We start from the raw sequence: 18,914 nt of genomic DNA on the forward strand, positions 1-18,914 counted from the left end.
CTATGGAAGACCTACTGGAATGTTGCCCATAATAAGCCCAGGAGAGTCTGATTCTCCAACGCCAGGTGTCGGAGTGCCTGGCAGCAAAAGGATTAATCTGTCCAAATTATGACGTGCATCCCAATGAGTGTTATCAAGCCTAACTGCTTGCTGGTAAAGCGTTTTTGCTTGTCTGAGGAGGTATTCTGTTTCTTTGCCAACCGCCATGTTAGTGCCATTGATGGCTAAGCCCCTTAAAAAGAAGATGGTGCCAAGATTGTGTTGAATGGCTTCTTTCTGGGCAGTGTTGGCACGTTCTAACAGTTGGGTATAAAGCAAGGTTGATTCCTTGTAACGCTCATTTTTTGCAAGCCAATAGGCTGTCGCAAACTTTGCTTCAAAACTTTGCATATCCGTTTTGGGAGATTTCGCATTTAATATTGCATGATTAAATGCATTGATTTGCATGATGCGATTTAGCTGATATCCAGCACCTACTGTGCTAGCAAGAGCGATAATACTAAAAATCCAAATTAGTTTTTTAACGCTAAGGATTTTAAAAATATTGAGTGTCATTGGCTTAATCCCATGTTCTAACTTCTAAAAACTTTACGCCCAGCAAAAGACCGATCATCAACGCAGCGAGTAAAAAGCAGGCTGAAGAAAAGTCATACCCCGGGATTTGTTCGTGATAACGAATTGGTTTTTTCTCTTTTCGATTAATGTCGGCAATTGCAGCTGCTAATGATTTCGGATCATCTGCTTCATAAGCATGAAAAGGGGAGTTGAGCGTTTTGAAGAACGCATTCAATTCAATTTGCGGTGGCAATACAGCATCTTCGGGTGGGACGTAACTAGTGTCGAAAATACTTAAGCCACCGGGTTGGCGAAGAACAATCCAATATAAGCCAATATGTAAGCGGTCAAGCCAATCCCTAATTTTTTGCTGTGTTTCAATATCAATGCGCCCGCCACCATCAGATATGAGAATCATTGCCCGAGATCCTGAATCAGGGACTTTGTCGAAGAGGCCTGCGCCACTTGTGATTCCACTGCCGATATTGGTTTGAAATAGTGCGTTACCAGCAGTCGCTTGCACCGCAGCTAAGATTGCTTCACGGTTCTCAGTGAGCGGCAAAACATACATGGCAGAGTTACTAAAAGTGATCATGCCGAACATATCATTTTGGCGGGACTTTAGAAAATCAGTTAATAGTCTGCTTGCTGCAACAGACTTTGTTTCTCCTACTTTACCGTTAACTTCTCCACCAGAGAACGGATCATCCATACTGGCACTTCTGTCTAGCACCAGGGTTATCTGAGCACCAACACCAATACGCTCTATACTCTGTTGTTGGCTATGCGGGCTCGCCAATCCTAGAATGATCATTAACAAGGCTAGCACTGCTAACACTTTTAGCATTAAGCCTATCAAGTCGGAGAGTCTGTCTTTGGGGAGCATGGCCACCCAAGAATAGCGCTGCGTAAAGGTGCGATTCAGTACCAAAGGCAAAAATGCTAGTGGCATTAGCCAGAGTGCCCATGGCGAGTTAAAGAATAGAGGAATGTTCATATGCCTCAGGCCTTCTTGAGCTTCGATGGCTTAAGACCACGTTCACAATCTCGACATTGTTTGCAAAATTTTCTCAACCATACTAGCGAACAAGATTCTTCATGGCCTGGAGGGTTTTGTGTGTTGAAAAAAACCTGATGTGACAGCGCAAAAAATTGACCCATCTCTGATTCAATTGTTTTAAATGATGGATTGCACTGAATAAATGTGGCCAAGTTGTCACTAAATACACTGTATTTAGCTGTGGTATTTAGCGCTTGATGTAAAGCAGATATCGCGACTTTAAGGTCTTTTGCTTCTTTTGGGGAGAGCTTAGCTAGTTGACGTGAAGCCCTTGCAAAAGGTTTACCCATCAGAGGTAACCAAGCATGAGAACCTATAATATAGAGCAATCCAAGCAAGCTCAAACTAAGTACCGCTAGGTAAGCTACTAGCTTTTGTTTTTCAGGATAGGGCTGAAGCAAAATAGGCTGTCTTAAAGGGCTCATATCATCTTCGATTTTGACGGCACCAAAAACGGCCATAGGGGAGCTTCTAAAGTAAAACTCAGGAATTCGATATTGCACCAGACCATCTTTAGCCTCTGAGGTTGATGGACCTTGAAATTTTACAATTTCAGCAGGCAGTAGCGCTGGCTTTACAGTAGGCGCTGTTGCAAAAACTTGGTAAGAAAGTTGCATCACGTAAGTAGTGGAAGTATTACTTTCTTTTTTGGTATGACTAATTTTACGAAGTTCGATACCAGAGACCTGCCCTTGATAGCGATGCTCGTATCCGACAATCGGCAGCGTTGTTTCAATGAGTTTGTAAGGCTTTTTAACTTCCAACGTGATGTTGCGGTCAAGTATGTCACCCATCAAATAGCCAACATTGCGATTAGGGTCAATCTTGGTTAGCTTTACTACACCCTCAGGAATTTCTGGTGATGGCGCATCGTTAGCAAGCGCCAAGAAACTAATGTTAAAAAATAATACAAAGCTTGCTAAGCTAATATTGAACGGTTTTATCAAGGGATTCATTAGGCATTTCATTATTAGGCCGCCACAAATTGGTGAAAGTATTCGGTTAAAGCATCAGCATCGAAATCACCATCCACGAAAAATGGCGCCATATCGAACTTCATAAATAAGGTTTCAATTTCAATGCGTCTTGTTTCAAATCTTGCGATGATATTTGCACGCATATCTTTACGCAAAAATATTGTGCGTTTCTCACCTGTTTCGCAGTCGGTTACGCTGGTGATACCAAATTCAGGCAGTTGCTTGTACTCAGCAGAGTCCCAAAGCACCACTGGTACAACATGGTGTTGCATTAATAGTGATAGCGATTCTTCTAGTTCACTAAGCGGCATGTGAAAATCTGAAATCAAGAAGACTAAAGCGCGTTCCCGTGGTAAAAACCGGTTAACATCCCTCAGTCCCGCGCTGCCTACTTGGTCTGGTTCAAAATCTTTTAACAAGGCGGTTAATTCCAAGGCTTGATGGACCCTGAAAGATTGGGTACAAAGCCAGTCTTCTCGGACGATATCATCAAATCCAATGAAGCCAAATGGGTCGCTGTTGTTGGTGGCTGACATTGCAATTGAGTTTGCTATTTGACTGCTGAGCGCAATTTTACTTTGCGTATTGCCAAAACTCATTGAGCCAGACAAGTCTGCAATAGCAAAAACAGGGGTTGCGCTTTTTTGATTAAAAATGCGCACATATACCTGTTCAAGTGGATCACGCATCGTTTGGCGAATATCAATGCGACGAGGGTCAGGATATGACAGTAATGTTGTGTGACCACGAAACTCCATCCCCATGCCACGTTGGGTGCTTGAGTGACTACCAGAGTGCCGTCCACGTGAACGCCAATTGATATGATAACTAAACTCTTTTATCTCGGTGTGCATGGGTCTTGTACTTGATAAAACTAGGGGGCAGCCACTGCATTTACAATGCCTGTAAGTAATTCGCGTGCAATTTCTGTGCGGCGCATTTCATAAACAGGGCTGAATACCAAGCGATGTGCCACTGTTGAGTGGAACACGGCATGAATATCTTCAGGAATTACTGAGTCGCGATTGTTCAACCATGCATTGACACGTGCGGCACGCATCATCATGCTCATGCCTCGCGGACTTGCGCCAGCTAATACAAGGCGATTCATATCCACACCACTCACTTTAACCCCATAGGTACCTGGTGCTTTAGTTGCGCGCCATAAATTAAGTGCGTATTGACGGAGTGTAGGGCTCGCTTCAATACGATCCTGAAGAAGTGCGGAGAAAGCATTCAGTTGATCGAATTGAAGAACGTCTGCTTGAATCGTATCAACTAAGGCATCTACGTTGTGGAATTTAGTATCAAATACTAGAGACTCCATAATCGCGTTGTCTTCAGGCACTAGAATTGGAATTTCCATCATAAAGCGATCTCGAGCAGCAGATGGAATTTCGAAAGTCTCTTCTTTTTCAACTTGATTACGGTCAGCAAATACCAGCATGTGTGGGAAATGATATTCCTTGTTGAATGCAGATAAAGTGCGTTCTGCCATCACACGTAGTAACAATGAGTGAACTTGTGGACGAGCACGGTTAATTTCATTAAAAAAGAACACTGAAAGATTCTCACCAGACATTAACAACGGGCCTGGGCTCACATGCGGTTTGCCGTCTTCACCAAGATAGGTGTGATAAACCAAATCATTCGGCATCAAATCAATGGTGCCCTCGATACGCTGATAGCCACCGCCAATACATCTTGTAAAAGCACGTAACAAGGTCGTTTTACCAACGCCCACGTCACCCTCAAGTAAAACGTGACCTCGAGAAAAAATCGCTGTGGTAATTAAGCGAATAGGCGTCTGCTGGCCTACTACGACTTTGTTAATTTCTGACTCTAGTTTTTGTGCGTGTTGGCGCCAGTCGGTAAGTTGTTTGTCGCTCATGGACGTGTCCCGTAAGAAAATGGTTGGAGTTTTGGATGACCAATTTGTAACTGATAGTAACTGAGATTTAACATGCTGTAAAACGGAGTTGTGCGCTCTTAATTTCGCGCTTAAATAACAATAGGGCTTTCACTTAAACGGTTTTCCAGCGAAAATAGCATTAATTCTGAAAATACTAGGTTAATCCAATGCAAAAAAAGAATAGCTTTACCTTCGAAGAACTCCTGTCCTGCGGGCGAGGCGAGATGTTTGGTGCCGGCAATGCACAATTGCCATTGCCACCAATGTTGATGTTTGACCGTATTGTTTCTATCACGGAAGAGGGTGGCAAATATGGTCAGGGTCAAATCATTGCTGAGTTGGATATAAAGCCAGATCTATGGTTTTTTGCATGTCATTTTGAAGGTGATCCTGTGATGCCTGGATGTTTGGGTTTGGATGCAATGTGGCAGTTGGTTGGCTTTTACTTAGGTTGGAAAGGTGGCCCTGGTCGCGGACGAGCGCTGGGCGCAGGTGAAGTTAAATTTAGCGGTCAGGTCTTACCTACAGGAAAAAAGATTACTTACTATATTGATTTGAAGCGTGTGATCATGCGCAAATTAGTGATGGGTATTGCCGATGCACGCATGGAGTTAGATGGTCGTGAAATTTATGTGGCAAATGATTTGCGTGTTGGCTTATTTACCAGTACAGATAATTTCTAAAATTACAAAAATAAACGAGTTCGGGAGAACGGTATTATGCGTCGTGTCGTCGTAACTGGCATGGGGATTGTTTCAAGCTTAGGCAATAACAAAGCTGAGGTGAAAGATAGTCTTTATGAGGGCCGCTCAGGCATCACATTTCAACAGGAATATGCAGACCGTGGTTTACGTTCTCATGTGGCCGGTTCTATCAAGAATCTTGATGTTGAAGCTTTAATTGACCGTAAGCTTTTGCGATTTATGGCCAAGGGCCATGCTTACACTTGGCTTGCCATGCAAGAGGCGATTGCGGATGCAGCCTTGCCTGAAGAAATGGTCTCTCATGTCCGAACAGGCTTGATTGTTGGCGCTGGTGGCACATCGACAGAAAGCATGTTGGAAGCAACAGATACCCTTGCTGAGAAAGGCATCCGCCGTGTTGGGCCTTACATGGTAACAAAAACCATGTCTAGCGGGATTGCTGCATGCTTGGCAACTGGCGCGAAAATTAAAGGTGTCAACTATGGCATCAGCTCGGCTTGCTCAACCAGCGCACACTGTATCGGTGCCGGAGTAGAACAAATTCAATTAGGCAAACAAGACATTGTATTTGCTGGTGGCGGTGAAGAAGAGCACTGGACGATGTCATTCTTGTTTGATGCAATGGGTGCGCTTTCAAGTAAATACAATGAAACGCCAGAAAAAGCCTCGCGCACTTATGATGCGGACCGTGATGGATTTGTTATCTCAGGCGGTGGCGGAATTTTAGTATTAGAAGCATATGAACACGCGAAAGCCCGTGGCGCAAAAATCTACGCTGAAGTGGTTGGCTATGGGGCAACTTCAGATGGTTATGATATGGTCGCGCCAAGTGGTGAAGGTGCTGAGCGTTGCATGAAGCTAGCGATTGAAGGTGTTGATAAGGTAGATTACATCAACACCCACGGCACAAGTACGCCAGTGGGCGATACTAAAGAATTGGAAGCGATTCGGGCTGTATTTGGGGATAGTGATACCGCCATTGCTTCAACTAAATCACTTTCAGGTCACGCGCTTGGTGCGGCGGGTGTGAATGAAGCAATTTACACGCTCATCATGATGGAACATAACTTCATTGCCGCATCTGCGAATATCGAAACGTTAGATCCTGGGGCTGAAGGCTTGAATATTGTCCGCAAGCGTATTGATCATGTGAAAATCGAAACGGCGCTTTCTAACAGCTTTGGTTTCGGTGGTACAAACGCTTCATTGACGCTATCAACTAAAAACTTGTAAGCGTTTTTAGCGAGTAAAAAAGCCGCTCTTTAGGCGGCTTTTTTATTGATAAGATGTTCATCACATGTATGACCAAGCGACAAAACGGCTTTGTTTTTGGCCTTGTGACATCTCAACAACATTTGTTTTTTTCACACTTGATGCTTTGAGTAAGTGTTGGATTTTAGGTAAGTTGCTGGATTTTGAAACTAAGGTTGTAAACCAGCGGCACTGATGTTGATAACGTTGGCTTTCCTCAATCATTTGATTGATAAAGCTGATTTCCCCGCCTTCACAATAAAGCTCTTCTGCTTGCCCGCCAAAGTTAAGCGTGGGATTTTCCGTCTTTGAGGGTCGGTTTCCTGACGTTTTGGCGAGCCCGTTCATTTTTCTTTTTGTGCCAGCTTGTGCGTCTTTGAGGGACGCATGAAAGGGGGGATTGCACATGCTAAATTCAAAAAAGTCTTGTTCACGGATAATGCCATTAAATATTTGCTTGGGATTTTTTTGTAAACGCAACTCGATTGCGCTGGACAAGTTATTTTTATCCAGCACGCGCTGAGCATTTTGAATAGCGATAAGATTGATGTCTACACCTACAAAATCCCACTCATATTCACGATGGCCAATCAATGGGTAAATGACATTCGCGCCCACACCCACATCTAGCCCTTTCACCACGCTTGTTTGATTGTGTCCAATTAGGTCTGCTAAAAAGTGGATGTAGTCTGCTCGGCCAGGAATCGGTGGACAAAGGAATTGGTCTGGAATATCCCAATCTGTAATATTGTAGTCAAGCATTAGCAGTGCTTTATTCAGGGCTTTGACTGCGATTGGATTGGCAAAGTCGATAGATAAGTCATTAAAAGCGTTTAGCTTAACAAAGGATTTAAGCGATGGATTTGCAAGGGATAGCGATTGAAGGTCGTATCGACCTTGATGTTTGTTTCTTGGGTGCATTTATAAAATCAGTGCAGCTGCCACTTTGCGACCTTCAGCCATCAGGATGTTGTAAGTTCTGCAAGCCGCATCGGTCGTCATGCATTCCACAGGAATATTTGCTGCTGTTAATGCTTGAATGAGATTTGGACGGATGAAGCGATGTGTTGAACCTGTGCCAAGTAAGACGACTTCAGGCTGATGCGGCAATAGATGTTCAAAATGCGATTGATTTAAGTCGGCAAAGTCATTCACGATCCAGTCTAAAAGTAAGGCTTCGGGAAGCACAACCAGACTTTGAGGATAAACAAAATTGTTGATCGAAATCCAGTCTGGACTATAGCCTGTAATCAGCTGTTTGCCATCTGCTTGGGTTAAATGTAACTTCATCGTCATTTCTCGTGTTTGAACGGCTGGAATAGTGAGCCCGAAAATCGCTCGTTTCATTGCCTGATATGGCCTTCGCGGGTAAGATAACACATTTTTCCGCTTAGGTTTTTGCCGTGCAACCTTTACTTAAATCTTCCAAGCTTAATAACGTGTGCTACGACATTCGCGGCCCAGTGTTGGCGCGTGCCAAAAAGATGGAAGAAGATGGTCAACGCATCATTAAATTGAATATCGGTAACCCAGCACCATTTGGATTCGCCGCGCCTGAAGAAATCTTACAAGACGTCATTCGCAATATGGATCAAGCCTCTGGTTATACAGATTCCAAAGGCCTGTTTGCTGCTCGCAAAGCCATTATGCATTACTCACAGCAAAAGAATATTGATGGTGTAACAATTGATGACATCATTATTGGTAATGGGGTGTCTGAACTGATTGTAATGGCAATGCAAGGCTTGCTGAATAATGGGGATCAAGTGTTGGTGCCGGCGCCAGACTATCCTTTGTGGACAGCGGCTGTTAATTTAGCCGGCGGTACACCGCGCCACTATATTTGTGATGAAGGTTCTGGTTGGTTGCCAGATCTAAAAGATATTGAATCAAAAATTACTGCGAATACTCGCGGTATTGTGATTATCAATCCCAACAATCCAACAGGCGCTTTGTATCCTGATGAGATTTTGCAAGGCATTATTGAAATTGCCCGCCATCACAATTTGGTGATTTTTGCGGATGAGATTTATGACAAAGTGTTGTACGACGGTCATACCCATACATCAATTGCTTCACTTGCAGATGATGTGCTGTTCGTGACATTTAATGGGTTGTCTAAAAATTATCGTACCTGCGGTTATCGCGCTGGTTGGTTAATTATTTCTGGCGAGAAAAAACACGCTAAAGATTATATCGAGGGTCTCAATATGCTTGCCTCGATGCGCCTTTGCGCCAATGTGCCTGGCCAGCTAGGTATTCAAACTGCACTGGGGGGCTATCAGAGCATCAATGATTTAGTCTCTCCAGAGGGTCGTTTGTGTAAACAGCGCGACCTCGCCTATGACATGCTCACCGCTATTCCTGGCGTTACCTGCTACAAGCCTGCAGCCGCCATGTACCTTTTTCCTAAACTTGATCCTAAAATGTATCCGATTGAGGATGATCAGCAGTTCATTCTTGACCTGCTCTTAGAGGAAAAAGTGTTATTGGTACAAGGCTCAGGGTTTAATTGGAAAACACCAGATCATTTCCGAGTGGTGTTTTTGCCGAATGTTGATGACTTGAAAGAAGCAATGACAAGAGTGGCACGTTTCTTGGATCAATACAGAAAACAGCACGGCACAAAATAACAAACGTTAACGAAAGTACATGAATAGATGAAGTCATTAAAAGTTGGTTTGCTTGGTATAGGCACAGTAGGTGGTGGCACATACGCAGTATTAACGCGTAATCAAGAAGAAATTTCACGTCGTGCTGGTTGCAAGATTGAAATTGTGAAAGTAGCAGATCGTAACCTTGAGCTTGCAAAAAAACTAACCAACGGACAAGTTGAAGTCACCGATGATGTGATGTCGATAGTCACAGACCCGAATGTGGATGTTGTTGTTGAATTGATTGGGGGCTACACGCTGGCCAAAGATGCAATCTTAAAAGCGATTGAACATGGTAAGCATGTAGTGACAGCGAATAAGGCCCTAATTGCAACACACGGCAACGAGATTTTTGCAGCAGCAAAAGCCAAAGGCGTGATTGTGGCTTTTGAAGCGGCTGTTGCAGGCGGGATTCCTATTATTAAAGCGCTGCGTGAAGGTTTGGTCGCGAATAAAATTGAGTGGATTGCAGGCATTATTAACGGCACTACTAACTTTATCCTGACAGAAATGCGTGATAAGGGCCTAGCTTTCTCTGATGTACTTGGTGAGGCTCAGCGTCTTGGTTATGCAGAAGCAGATCCCACTTTTGACGTTGAGGGTATCGATGCTGCGCATAAGCTGATGATTATGTCGGCGATTGGATTTGGTATTCCGATGCAGTTTGATAAAGTTTATACCGAAGGTATTACTAAGCTTGAGAGCAAAGACATTCGCTATGCTGAGGAGCTAGGCTACCGCGTTAAATTGTTAGGTATGACTAAACATAGCGCTAATGGCATTGAGATTCGTGTGCATCCCACCTTGATTCCTGAAAAGCGCTTAATTGCGAATGTCAATGGCGCGATGAATGCCGTGGTAGTAAAAGGAGATGCGGTAGGCCCTACGCTTTATTATGGTGCTGGTGCTGGCTCAGAGCCAACTGCAAGTTCGGTCATTGCTGATTTGGTGGATGTGGCGCGTATGCAAAATACCAGCATCCAAGATCGTGTTCCCTATTTGGCCTATCACGATATTTCTGCCACTGAGAACACGCCCATTTTGCCGATTAGTGAAATTAGTACTGCTTACTATTTGCGTATGCGTGCTTCAGATAAGCCTGGAGTGTTGGCAGAAGTGACCAAGATCTTAGGTGATAGACAAATCTCTATCGATGCGATGATGCAAAAAGAACCGCAAGATGGTGAGACTGAGGCGGATATTGTGATTTTGACGCACATTACGGTTGAAAAGAATATGAATGCTGCAATTCAAGCCATTGAAGCTTTGCCAGCGATTGATGGCGCAGTCGTGAAATTGCGTATGGAAGAATTAAACAAATGAAATACATCAGCACCCGTGGGCAGTCGCCTGCTTTAAGTTTTAGTGAAATTTTGCTTGGCGGTTTAGCGCCAGACGGTGGCTTGTATTTGCCTGAAAGCTATCCGCAATTTAGCGATGCTGATTTAAGCGCCATGCGTGGCATGAATTACCGTGATTTAGCCTTCACAGTTTTAAGTCGTTTAATCGATGAGCAAGATATTCCAGCGCAAGATCTCCGCACCATTGTTGACAAGACTTATCGCGCCGAGGTTTATTGCTATACGCGTAAAGGGCAAAATGCAGAGGATATTACGCCTACACTCAAGCTCGAAAATAACCTGTATTTGTTATCGCTTTCAAATGGCCCAACGTTGGCATTCAAAGATATGGCCATGCAGTTGCTTGGTAATTTGTTCGAATATGTACTCGCTAAAAAAGGGGAGACCACTAATATCTTAGGCGCGACCTCTGGCGATACTGGCTCTGCAGCTGAATATGCAATGCGTGGCAAAAAAGGTGTGAGCGTATTCATGCTTTCGCCACACCAAAAAATGAGTCGATTCCAAGCCGCCCAGATGTTTAGTCTTCAAGATAAGAATATTTTCAATATCGCCGTGAAGGGTGTGTTTGACGATGCGCAAGACATTGTGAAAGCAGTGTCTAATGACCATGCTTTCAAGGCTGCAAATAAGATAGGCGCAGTGAATTCAATTAACTGGGCCCGTGTTGCGGCACAAGTGGTTTACTACTTCAAAGGCTATTTTGCGGTCACGCAAAACAATAGCGAAAAAGTAAGCTTTGCTGTGCCATCTGGTAACTTTGGTAATGTATGCGCAGGCCATATTGCTCGCATGATGGGCTTGCCGATTGATAAATTAGTTGTGGCAACTAATGAGAATGACGTGCTTGATGAGTTCTTTAAAACAGGCGTGTATCGTCCGCGTGGCTCAGCGAACACTTACCACACCTCAAGCCCTTCTATGGATATTAGTAAGGCATCCAATTTTGAGCGTTTTGTTTTCGACTTAACGGGACGTGATGCTGCTAAGGTTCGCGAACTATGGTCTTCTGTTGATGCAGGCGGCGCTTTTGATATCAAGCAAGCTGGCTTGTTCGACAAGATTGCCAGTTATGGGTTTGTTTCAGGTAGCAGTAATCATCTTCATCGCATGATTGTCATTCGAGAGGCTGAAGCTAAATATGGCGTAGTGATTGATACGCATACCGCAGACGGTTTGAAAGTGGCGCTAGAGTTGCGGGATATGAATACGCCAATGGTGGTATTAGAAACGGCTTTGCCTATTAAATTCGAAGATGCCATTATTGAAGCGCTAGGTCACTCGCCAGAACGTCCAGAGCCATTACAAGGAATAGAGGATCTGCCTCAACGCTTTGAAGTGATGGATGCTGATGTGGATGCAATTAAAGCTTATTTAGTCGCGAATACTTAATAGTCAAGTGAGAGTCATTTTGACGGAGCCAGTATGAAACAATATCAAGACTTAGTTAGTCATGTTCTTAAGTATGGTAATAAAAAAGAAGATAGAACCGGCACTGGCACGGTTTCTGTTTTTGGCTACCAAATGCGTTTTGATTTGAATGCAGGCTTTCCGCTACTCACGACTAAAAAAGTCCATCTAAAGTCCATCATTCATGAGCTACTTTGGTTTTTGCAGGGCAGTACAAATATTGCCTATCTAAAAGAAAATGGTGTGCGCATTTGGGACGAATGGGCCGATGAAAATGGTAATTTAGGCCCTGTTTATGGCTATCAGTGGCGCAATTGGCCTAAGCCAGATGGCACACATATCGACCAAATCACGCAAGTGGTGAACATGATTAAGAATAATCCTGACTCACGCCGTTTGATTGTCTCCGCCTGGAACGTCGCAGATGTTGACCAAATGAAGTTGCCACCTTGTCATGCTTTCTTTCAGTTTTATGTGGCGGACGGTAAATTAAGCTGCCAGCTTTATCAGCGTAGTGCTGATATTTTCTTGGGCGTGCCATTTAATATTGCCTCTTATTCATTGCTCACCATGATGGTGGCGCAAGTGTGCGGTTTAAAGCTTGGTGATTTCGTGCATACGCTCGGTGATGCGCACATCTACAGCAACCATTTTGAACAAGTGAATGAGCAACTTACCCGCGATATGCGTGCTTTGCCAACTATGCACATCAATCCGGATGTCAACGATATTTTTGACTTTAAATTTGAAGATTTCACGCTAGAAGGCTACGACCCACATCCGCCAATTAAAGGCATAGTCGCGGTTTAGCATGAGTGATTTATCTCTGATTGTGGCAATCGCCAAAAATAGGGTGATTGGTGTCAACAACACCTTGCCTTGGCATCTTCCTGAAGATCTCAAACGCTTCCGGGCTTTAACCACCGGCCATCATATTATTATGGGTCGCAAAACCTTTGATTCTCTTGGCCGCTTATTACCCGGCAGAACCACGGTCATCGTCACACGCAATCCAGATTACAAGATGGCAGGTGCAATAGTTGTCCATAGCCTTGAAGCCGCTATTACTGCTTGTGGTGACGACAATGAAGCATTCTTGATTGGTGGTGCAGAGCTATACAAAGATGGCTTAAAGCTTGCTAAAAAGCTCTACATTACTGAGATTGATGCGGAGTATGAGGGCGATGCTTTTTTCCCTGAATTTGATGTGGCTGAATGGCAAGTTGTAGAGCGTGAAAGCCATCAGGCTGAGAACGGCTTAGGCTTCAGTTATCTGACTTATCAGCGGGGCTAGGTTATAAAGTTTTAGATAATAAAAAAGCGCTTATGGTTTAAGCGCTTTTTTATTATCCGATCAGGTGATCTTTATCGGTCTATGCTGCCACACAGTCGACATAGTACATCGCCTTGCCATCGACCACTTGTTTCACTAAGCCGTGAACGTCAGTTTCAAAACCTGGGAAGCGCTCATTGAATTCACGTGCAAATTTCAAGTAATTCACGATAATCGCGTTGAACTGTTCGCCCGGAATTAATAGCGGGATGCCCGGTGGGTAAGGGGTGAGCAATACAGCAGTAATGCGTCCTTCTAGTTCATCAATCAATACACGGTCAATCTCACGGTGCGCCATTTTTGCGAATGCATCAGTCGGTTTCATGTCAGGTACCATGTTTGATAGATACATTTCAGTGGTTAAGCGCGCGACATCATTTTGTTTGTAGATTTCATGAATTTGCGTACATAAATCTTGCAAGCCTGTACGTTCATAACGTGGGTATTTCGCCGCAAATTCAGGCAACACCTTCCACAGTGGTTGATTCTTGTCGTAATCATCTTTGAACTGTTGAAGCGCCGCCACCATAGTGTTCCAGCGGCCCTTAGTGATGCCAATCGTAAACATAATAAAGAATGAATAGAGGCCAGTTTTTTCAACAATCACGCCATGTTCAGCCAAGTATTTAGTGACAATCGCGGCTGGAATGCCAAATTCATCAGAAAAGTCACCATCCACGTCCAAGCCTGGGGTGATGATGGTCGCTTTAATTGGGTCAAGCATATTAAAGCCTTCGGCAAGATTGCCGAAACCATGCCAACGCTCATTAGCTTTAAGCATCCAAGCTTCGCGTTCCTCAATGCCTTCTTCTGACAGGTCATTAGGCCCCCAAACTTTAAACCACCAGTCGGCACCCCATTCTTCATCTACTTTGCGCATCGCACGGCGGAAGTCCAAGGCTTCCATAATGGACTCTTCAACGAGTACCGTGCCGCCAGGCGCTTCCATCATTGCTGCGGCTACGTCGCAGCTTGCAATGATTGAGTATTGTGGGCTGGTAGATGTGTGCATCAAATAGGCTTCATTGAATACGTCACGATCTAATTGAATGTTTTCAGCATCCTCAACCAAAATCTGTGATGCTTGGCTGAGACCTGCTAATAGTTTATGCGTAGATTGCGTTGAGAAAATCATCGACTCTTTACAACGTGGGCGATCAGCACCGATTGCGTGGTAATCACCATAGAAGTCATGGAATGTGGCGTGTGGTAACCAAGCTTCATCGAAATGCAGTGTATCAATCTTGCCGTCTAACATTTCTTTGATTTCTTCTACGTTATAAAGCACACCGTCGTAAGTCGATTGGGTAATGGTCAAGACACGTGGTTTTGCGTTTTTATCGGTAGCAAATGGATTGGCTTCAATCTTTTTCTTAATGTTTTCCCATTCAAACTCTGCTTTTGGAATCGGGCCGATAATGCCAAAATGATTGCGCGTTGGCATTAGAAAGACAGGAATCGCCCCTGTCATAATAATGGAGTGCAACACGGATTTATGACAGTTACGGTCAACCACCACAATGTCACCTGGCGCGACGGTTGAGTTCCAAACAATCTTGTTAGACGTTGATGTGCCGTTGGTGACAAAGTACAAGTGGTCACAGTTGTAAATGCGTGCAGCGTTGCGTTCTGATGCTGCGACAGGGCCTGTGTGATCGAGTAATTGACCAAGTTCATCTACCGCATTACAAACGTCCGCACGTAGCATGTTTTCACCGAAGAACTGGTGGAACATTTGACCCACTGGTGATTTTAAGAATGCAACGCCACCAGAGTGTCCAGGACAGTGCCATGAGTAAGAGCCGTCAGCCGCGTAATGCGTTAAGGCTTTAAAAAATGGCGGTGGTAAGCTATCTAAATAAGCTTTAGCTTCACGAATGATTAAGCGTGCCACAAACTCTGGCGTATCTTCATTCATGTGGATGAAGCCGTGTAATTCCCGTAGTACGTCGTTTGGAATATGACGTGAAGTGCGTGTTTCGCCGTGCAAGAAAATAGGGATTTCTTCGTTGCGGTAACGGATTTCCGTCACGAATGTCCGAAGCTGCTCAATCGCTTCTGGTTTTTCTTCTACGATTTCTTCATCATCAATCGACAAAATAAAGGCCGATGCTCGACTTTGTTGCTGTGCAAAAGAGGTCAGATCTCCATAACTGGTCACGCCTAAGACCTCGAAGCCCTCTTCTTCAATCGCTTTTGCGAGAACACGAATGCCTAGGCCTGAAGAGTTTTCAGAGCGAAAGTCTTCATCGATGATTACGATAGGAAATCTAAATTTCATTTCAATGCCTTCATAAATTTATTTTGATGGCGAATCGCTGCGTCGCGTGCTCGCTCATTCCTTGTCTATCTTACTGATATGCCAGCGTTATTCGCTGTGCGGCTTCTTGCGTTTCATCCAACAAAAGTAAATTTCTGTTTGGCGTTGTCGGGCTAAAGTTAGATTTTAGGTAATGTCACGCCGACTTGGCCTTGATATTTGCCGCCACGATCTTTATAACTCGTTTCACAAACATCGTCTTCATCTGCTTCAAAGAATAACACTTGTGCGCATCCTTCGTTTGCGTAGATTTTGGCTGGAAGCGGGGTGGTGTTGCTGAATTCTAGTGTGACATAACCTTCCCATTCTGGCTCGAATGGCGTGACGTTCACGATAATGCCGCAACGCGCATAAGTAGATTTACCTAAGCAAACTGTTAGTACATTACGTGGAATGCGGAAGTACTCAACAGTACGCGCAAGGGCAAATGAGTTAGGTGGAATAATGCAGTAATCTGCATTCACTTCGACAAATGAGTTTGGATCGAAATTTTTGGGATCAACAATCGTGCTATTAATGTTCGTGAATAGTTTGAATTCTTTTGAGCAGCGGATATCGTAGCCATAACTTGAAGTGCCGTATGACACTAAACGTTCTCCAGCAGCATTGGTTTTAACTTGCTTAGGCTCAAACGGCTCAATCATGCCGTGTTGTTCAGCCATGCGGCGTATCCATTTATCCGATTTAATGCTCATTTTTCACTCAACCATTCATTAAAAAAACAAAAATAACAAAATTAAAATGCCCACGCATTATGCCATTTTACTGACAGTTCGCGCAGGCATTTTATGATAGCTAAAACCCAGTTTAGTGCGCGTCGCCACCTAGTTCAATGCTGTAACGCCAGAACTGATCTTCCGCTTCAAAAATCACGCTAGACTCTTTTGGATCACGGTCGCCAGCGCGGTATTGATGCAATGGTGTTTTGTCCTTTGCCCACGCATTCACGATTTGGTCAACCAAGCGCCATTGTGCTTCCACTTCACTGATGTGTAGATATTGTGAAGGATCGCCCTCCATCAAGTTCAACATCAATGTTTCATACGAGTCGATTGTTTCATCGCCTTGTTGGCGTTGGGCGCCATCAAGACTCATGGTGCGTGTTGCAATATCTAGACCTGGAATCTTAGATTCCATCTCAATTTTTATGCACTCACGTGGTTGGATGTTGATAATTAGCCAGTTGTGATGTTGGCCTTGTTTAAGCTCGAGTGGAGATTGTTTAAAGCGAATGGCAATCGCAGTATTGCCTTCGTGCATACGTTTGCCAGTACGAACGTAGAAAGGAACACCTTTCCAGCGTGGGCTATCAATAAACAGCTTAACGGCAGCGTAAGTTTCTGTGAAGCTTGTATCGCCAAGACCATCACGTTTTATTTCTTCTAAGTAGCCAGGCACATTTTCACCATGACCATCACCTACACAAACACGGCCTGCCGCATATTGTGCGCGGAAAACTTGTTTGTTGAAGTTTTCTAAGTCGATTGGGCGAATAGATTCTAGCACCTTGATTTTTTCTGCACGGATGCTGTCTGGCGTCAGGTCTTTTGGTTTTTCCATGGCCACCAAAGCTAAGGTTTGTAGCAAGTGACTTTGGAACATGTCACGAAGTGCGCCCGTTGCTTCGTAGAAAGTGGTGCGTTCGCCAACGCCTAATGTCTCATTGTTAGTGATTTGCACATGGTCGATATGACCGTTATTCCAAAGCGGCTCAAAAATCGCATTGGTAAAGCGAGTAAGCATGATGTTTTGAATCGCTGATTTACCGAGGTAATGGTCGATACGGTAAATTTGGCTTTCTTTCAAGTGCTTAGTGATTTTTGATTGCAAATCTTGCGCGCTGGCTAAGTCTGTGCCAAACGGTTTTTCAATCAATACACGGCGCCAGTATTTGCTCTCATCTAGCAAGCCCACCGCTGAGAGCTGCTCCACCACTGGGGCGAAGTCAGTCGGGCGAACAGACAAGAAATAAGCCAGGTTTTGCGGGAACACTTTCTCATCACTGAGTCGGTCACGCATTTTTTCGAAAGCATTAGGATCCGTTGGCGGATTAGCATGGTAATGGTTACGATTTAAAAAACGCTCGAATACTTGCTTGTCGTAGCCATTTTTAAATTTAGCATCCAACATGCCTTTGATTTCTTTGTGCCAATCTTCTCGGGCAACGTCACCACGGCCGACAGATAAAATCGCCATGTGGTCTGGTAAACGACCAGCAGCATCCAAACGAAAAAGGCCTGGAATTAGCTTCAGGCGAGATAGGTTGCCGCTAGCGCCAAATAAAACAAGGGTACAAGGATCAATTTGTTTGCTCATTACTTCAAGTTTCCTAAAGTTTCGGTATTAATAAGCGGCCAATCTGATGTTGGCCGCGATGATATGTTTAACTTTTGATGCGCTTAGTCGTTGACTGACTTAACAAAGTGACCACCAAAGCCATTACGCATCATAGATAGCAATTTGTAGCTGTAACCAGTTGCATCTTGGCTTCTGAATCGCGCTTGAAGCGCTAGCGTTAGCACTGGCGCAGCAACGCCTTGTTCAACTGACTCCATCACTGTCCAGCGACCTTCGCCAGAGTCGGCCACATAAGGGGCAACCGCAGATAACTCTTGGTCTTCTTTTAGTGCATCGGCAGTTAAATCCAGCAACCAACTGCGGACAACAGAACCATGACGCCATAGTTCTGTGATTTGTGCGAGGTCTAAATTGAAGTCTGTTTTGCCTTTTAGCAAATCTAATCCTTCGGCCATTGCTTGCATCATGCCGTATTCAATTCCGTTGTGAATCATCTTAGTGAAGTGGCCTGATCCAATTGGTCCCACGTGTGCCCAGCCATTTTCTTTCGAAGGTGCAAGCGCAATCAAAATGGGTTCAACTACTTTAGCAATTTCAGGGGTTGCGCCAACCATCAAGCAGTAGCCGTTTTCCAATCCCCAGATGCCGCCAGAGGTTCCAGCATCCATAAATCCAATGCCACGCTCTGCAAGCCAAGCACCACGACGTTGACTGTCTTTGTAGTTAGAATTGCCGCCATCAATAATGATGTCGCCCTTAGCAAGCATCTCAGCAAGATTTTGAATTTGAATTTCGGTCGGTTCGCCGCTTGGTAACATTAGCCAAACAATGCGTTTTTCGCCAGATTCCCCTAGCTTTGAAACTGCATCAGCCACTGAGCTGGCAGCAGTCATACCCTCAGTGTCGACTAATTTAGTGACGACTTCCACACTTCTGTCATAGCCAACCACTTCAATACCACTACGAAGCAAGCGAGTCGTCATGTTGCCACCCATCTTGCCTAAACCTATCATTGCTAGTTTCATTAATTTTCCTTGGTTAGGATGTAGTCTGCCATCGTCCTTTTGGGTAAGATGGCG

Annotated in this window: 18 protein-coding genes; 7 read left to right on the forward strand and 11 right to left on the reverse strand. The window is 44.3% G+C overall.

Features of this window, described 5'->3' with window-relative positions:
* The 5 genes from BN1209_RS02805 to BN1209_RS02825 are packed head-to-tail and all read right to left on the reverse strand — an operon-like array spanning window position 1 to window position 4,483.
* Window positions 1-555: a hypothetical protein gene (locus tag BN1209_RS02805; protein WP_045750854.1), complete on the reverse strand. Its 555-nt coding sequence runs from the start codon at window positions 553-555 to the stop codon at window positions 1-3.
* Window positions 556-559: 4 nt separating this feature from the next.
* Window positions 560-1,552: a vWA domain-containing protein gene (locus tag BN1209_RS02810; RefSeq protein WP_045750855.1), complete on the reverse strand. Its 993-nt coding sequence runs from the start codon at window positions 1,550-1,552 to the stop codon at window positions 560-562.
* A 5-nt stretch (window positions 1,553-1,557) separates the two neighbouring features.
* Window positions 1,558-2,571 carry a hypothetical protein gene (locus BN1209_RS02815; protein ID WP_231855147.1) on the reverse strand — a complete coding sequence of 338 codons (1,014 nt, stop codon included), beginning with the start codon at window positions 2,569-2,571 and terminating at the stop codon, window positions 1,558-1,560.
* Window positions 2,572-2,585: 14 nt separating this feature from the next.
* Entirely contained in the window at window positions 2,586-3,446 is an 861-nt protein-coding gene (locus BN1209_RS02820; protein WP_045750857.1) for a DUF58 domain-containing protein, read from the reverse strand.
* Window positions 3,447-3,466: 20 nt separating this feature from the next.
* A complete protein-coding gene (locus BN1209_RS02825; RefSeq protein ID WP_045750858.1) occupies window positions 3,467-4,483 on the reverse strand; it encodes an AAA family ATPase in 1,017 nt (338 codons plus the stop codon).
* A gap of 188 nt (window positions 4,484-4,671) precedes the next feature.
* Between BN1209_RS02825 and fabA the strand changes: the two genes are divergently transcribed.
* Complete coding sequence (fabA, locus tag BN1209_RS02830; RefSeq protein WP_045750859.1) at window positions 4,672-5,187, forward strand: 3-hydroxyacyl-[acyl-carrier-protein] dehydratase FabA; 516 nt, start codon at window positions 4,672-4,674, stop codon at window positions 5,185-5,187.
* A 36-nt stretch (window positions 5,188-5,223) separates the two neighbouring features.
* Window positions 5,224-6,441: a beta-ketoacyl-ACP synthase I gene (gene fabB, locus BN1209_RS02835; protein WP_045750860.1), complete on the forward strand. Its 1,218-nt coding sequence runs from the start codon at window positions 5,224-5,226 to the stop codon at window positions 6,439-6,441.
* Window positions 6,442-6,501: 60 nt separating this feature from the next.
* Here the strand turns inward: fabB and rlmF are convergent, their stop codons facing one another.
* Both rlmF and BN1209_RS02845 read right to left on the reverse strand, forming a co-directional pair.
* Window positions 6,502-7,380 (reverse strand): 23S rRNA (adenine(1618)-N(6))-methyltransferase RlmF, encoded by an 879-nt coding sequence (rlmF, locus tag BN1209_RS02840; RefSeq protein ID WP_045750861.1) that lies wholly within the window; start codon window positions 7,378-7,380, stop codon window positions 6,502-6,504.
* Complete coding sequence (locus tag BN1209_RS02845; protein WP_320408776.1) at window positions 7,381-7,806, reverse strand: Mth938-like domain-containing protein; 426 nt, start codon at window positions 7,804-7,806, stop codon at window positions 7,381-7,383.
* A gap of 56 nt (window positions 7,807-7,862) precedes the next feature.
* Here BN1209_RS02845 and BN1209_RS02850 point away from each other — a divergent pair, with 56 nt between their 5' ends.
* From BN1209_RS02850 to BN1209_RS02870, 5 genes are read left to right on the forward strand one after another with little or no spacing between them, the layout of a single operon-like run.
* Complete coding sequence (locus BN1209_RS02850; protein WP_045750862.1) at window positions 7,863-9,092, forward strand: pyridoxal phosphate-dependent aminotransferase; 1,230 nt, start codon at window positions 7,863-7,865, stop codon at window positions 9,090-9,092.
* A 27-nt stretch (window positions 9,093-9,119) separates the two neighbouring features.
* Entirely contained in the window at window positions 9,120-10,436 is a 1,317-nt protein-coding gene (locus BN1209_RS02855; protein ID WP_045750863.1) for a homoserine dehydrogenase, read from the forward strand.
* Window positions 10,433-11,866 (forward strand): threonine synthase, encoded by a 1,434-nt coding sequence (gene thrC, locus BN1209_RS02860; protein WP_045750864.1) that lies wholly within the window; start codon window positions 10,433-10,435, stop codon window positions 11,864-11,866. The genes BN1209_RS02855 and thrC overlap by 4 nt, the downstream gene beginning before the upstream one ends.
* Before the next feature lie 33 nt (window positions 11,867-11,899).
* Complete coding sequence (locus tag BN1209_RS02865; protein ID WP_045750865.1) at window positions 11,900-12,694, forward strand: thymidylate synthase; 795 nt, start codon at window positions 11,900-11,902, stop codon at window positions 12,692-12,694.
* Between the two features lies 1 nt (window position 12,695).
* The gene (locus tag BN1209_RS02870; RefSeq protein WP_045750866.1) at window positions 12,696-13,178 is read left to right on the forward strand and encodes a dihydrofolate reductase; all 483 of its coding nucleotides are present in this window, start codon (window positions 12,696-12,698) and stop codon (window positions 13,176-13,178) included.
* 79 nt (window positions 13,179-13,257) lie between these two features.
* On the opposite strand, the gene BN1209_RS02875 is transcribed toward BN1209_RS02870, so the two are convergent.
* The 4 genes from BN1209_RS02875 to gnd all read right to left on the reverse strand — a co-directional run bounded on the left by BN1209_RS02875 (window position 13,258) and on the right by gnd (window position 18,860).
* The gene (locus tag BN1209_RS02875) at window positions 13,258-15,498 is read right to left on the reverse strand and encodes an arginine/lysine/ornithine decarboxylase (RefSeq protein ID WP_045750867.1); all 2,241 of its coding nucleotides are present in this window, start codon (window positions 15,496-15,498) and stop codon (window positions 13,258-13,260) included.
* 158 nt (window positions 15,499-15,656) lie between these two features.
* A complete protein-coding gene (dcd, locus tag BN1209_RS02880; RefSeq protein WP_045750868.1) occupies window positions 15,657-16,232 on the reverse strand; it encodes a dCTP deaminase in 576 nt (191 codons plus the stop codon).
* Window positions 16,233-16,344: 112 nt separating this feature from the next.
* On the reverse strand, window positions 16,345-17,853 hold the full coding sequence (gene zwf, locus BN1209_RS02885) for a glucose-6-phosphate dehydrogenase (RefSeq protein WP_045750869.1): 1,509 nt from the start codon (window positions 17,851-17,853) through the stop codon (window positions 16,345-16,347).
* 83 nt (window positions 17,854-17,936) lie between these two features.
* Window positions 17,937-18,860 carry a phosphogluconate dehydrogenase (NAD(+)-dependent, decarboxylating) gene (gene gnd, locus BN1209_RS02890; RefSeq protein WP_045750870.1) on the reverse strand — a complete coding sequence of 308 codons (924 nt, stop codon included), beginning with the start codon at window positions 18,858-18,860 and terminating at the stop codon, window positions 17,937-17,939.
* Window positions 18,861-18,914 lie beyond the last annotated feature (54 nt).

The sequence above is a fragment of the Candidatus Methylopumilus turicensis genome (assembly GCF_000953015.1).
Classification (GTDB): domain Bacteria; phylum Pseudomonadota; class Gammaproteobacteria; order Burkholderiales; family Methylophilaceae; genus Methylopumilus_A; species Methylopumilus_A turicensis.

Coding starts and splice junctions, on each gene's coding strand:
- BN1209_RS02805 (WP_045750854.1), bottom strand. CDS start 555: ATGACACTCAATATTTTTAAAATCCTTAGCGTTAAAAAACTAATTTGG.
- BN1209_RS02810 (WP_045750855.1), bottom strand. CDS start 1,552: ATGAACATTCCTCTATTCTTTAACTCGCCATGGGCACTCTGGCTAATG.
- BN1209_RS02815 (WP_231855147.1), bottom strand. CDS start 2,571: ATGAATCCCTTGATAAAACCGTTCAATATTAGCTTAGCAAGCTTTGTA.
- BN1209_RS02820 (WP_045750857.1), bottom strand. CDS start 3,446: ATGCACACCGAGATAAAAGAGTTTAGTTATCATATCAATTGGCGTTCA.
- BN1209_RS02825 (WP_045750858.1), bottom strand. CDS start 4,483: ATGAGCGACAAACAACTTACCGACTGGCGCCAACACGCACAAAAACTA.
- fabA (WP_045750859.1), top strand. CDS start 4,672: ATGCAAAAAAAGAATAGCTTTACCTTCGAAGAACTCCTGTCCTGCGGG.
- fabB (WP_045750860.1), top strand. CDS start 5,224: ATGCGTCGTGTCGTCGTAACTGGCATGGGGATTGTTTCAAGCTTAGGC.
- rlmF (WP_045750861.1), bottom strand. CDS start 7,380: ATGCACCCAAGAAACAAACATCAAGGTCGATACGACCTTCAATCGCTA.
- BN1209_RS02845 (WP_320408776.1), bottom strand. CDS start 7,806: ATGAAACGAGCGATTTTCGGGCTCACTATTCCAGCCGTTCAAACACGA.
- BN1209_RS02855 (WP_045750863.1), top strand. CDS start 9,120: ATGAAGTCATTAAAAGTTGGTTTGCTTGGTATAGGCACAGTAGGTGGT.
- thrC (WP_045750864.1), top strand. CDS start 10,433: ATGAAATACATCAGCACCCGTGGGCAGTCGCCTGCTTTAAGTTTTAGT.
- BN1209_RS02865 (WP_045750865.1), top strand. CDS start 11,900: ATGAAACAATATCAAGACTTAGTTAGTCATGTTCTTAAGTATGGTAAT.
- BN1209_RS02870 (WP_045750866.1), top strand. CDS start 12,696: ATGAGTGATTTATCTCTGATTGTGGCAATCGCCAAAAATAGGGTGATT.
- BN1209_RS02875 (WP_045750867.1), bottom strand. CDS start 15,498: ATGAAATTTAGATTTCCTATCGTAATCATCGATGAAGACTTTCGCTCT.
- dcd (WP_045750868.1), bottom strand. CDS start 16,232: ATGAGCATTAAATCGGATAAATGGATACGCCGCATGGCTGAACAACAC.
- zwf (WP_045750869.1), bottom strand. CDS start 17,853: ATGAGCAAACAAATTGATCCTTGTACCCTTGTTTTATTTGGCGCTAGC.
- gnd (WP_045750870.1), bottom strand. CDS start 18,860: ATGAAACTAGCAATGATAGGTTTAGGCAAGATGGGTGGCAACATGACG.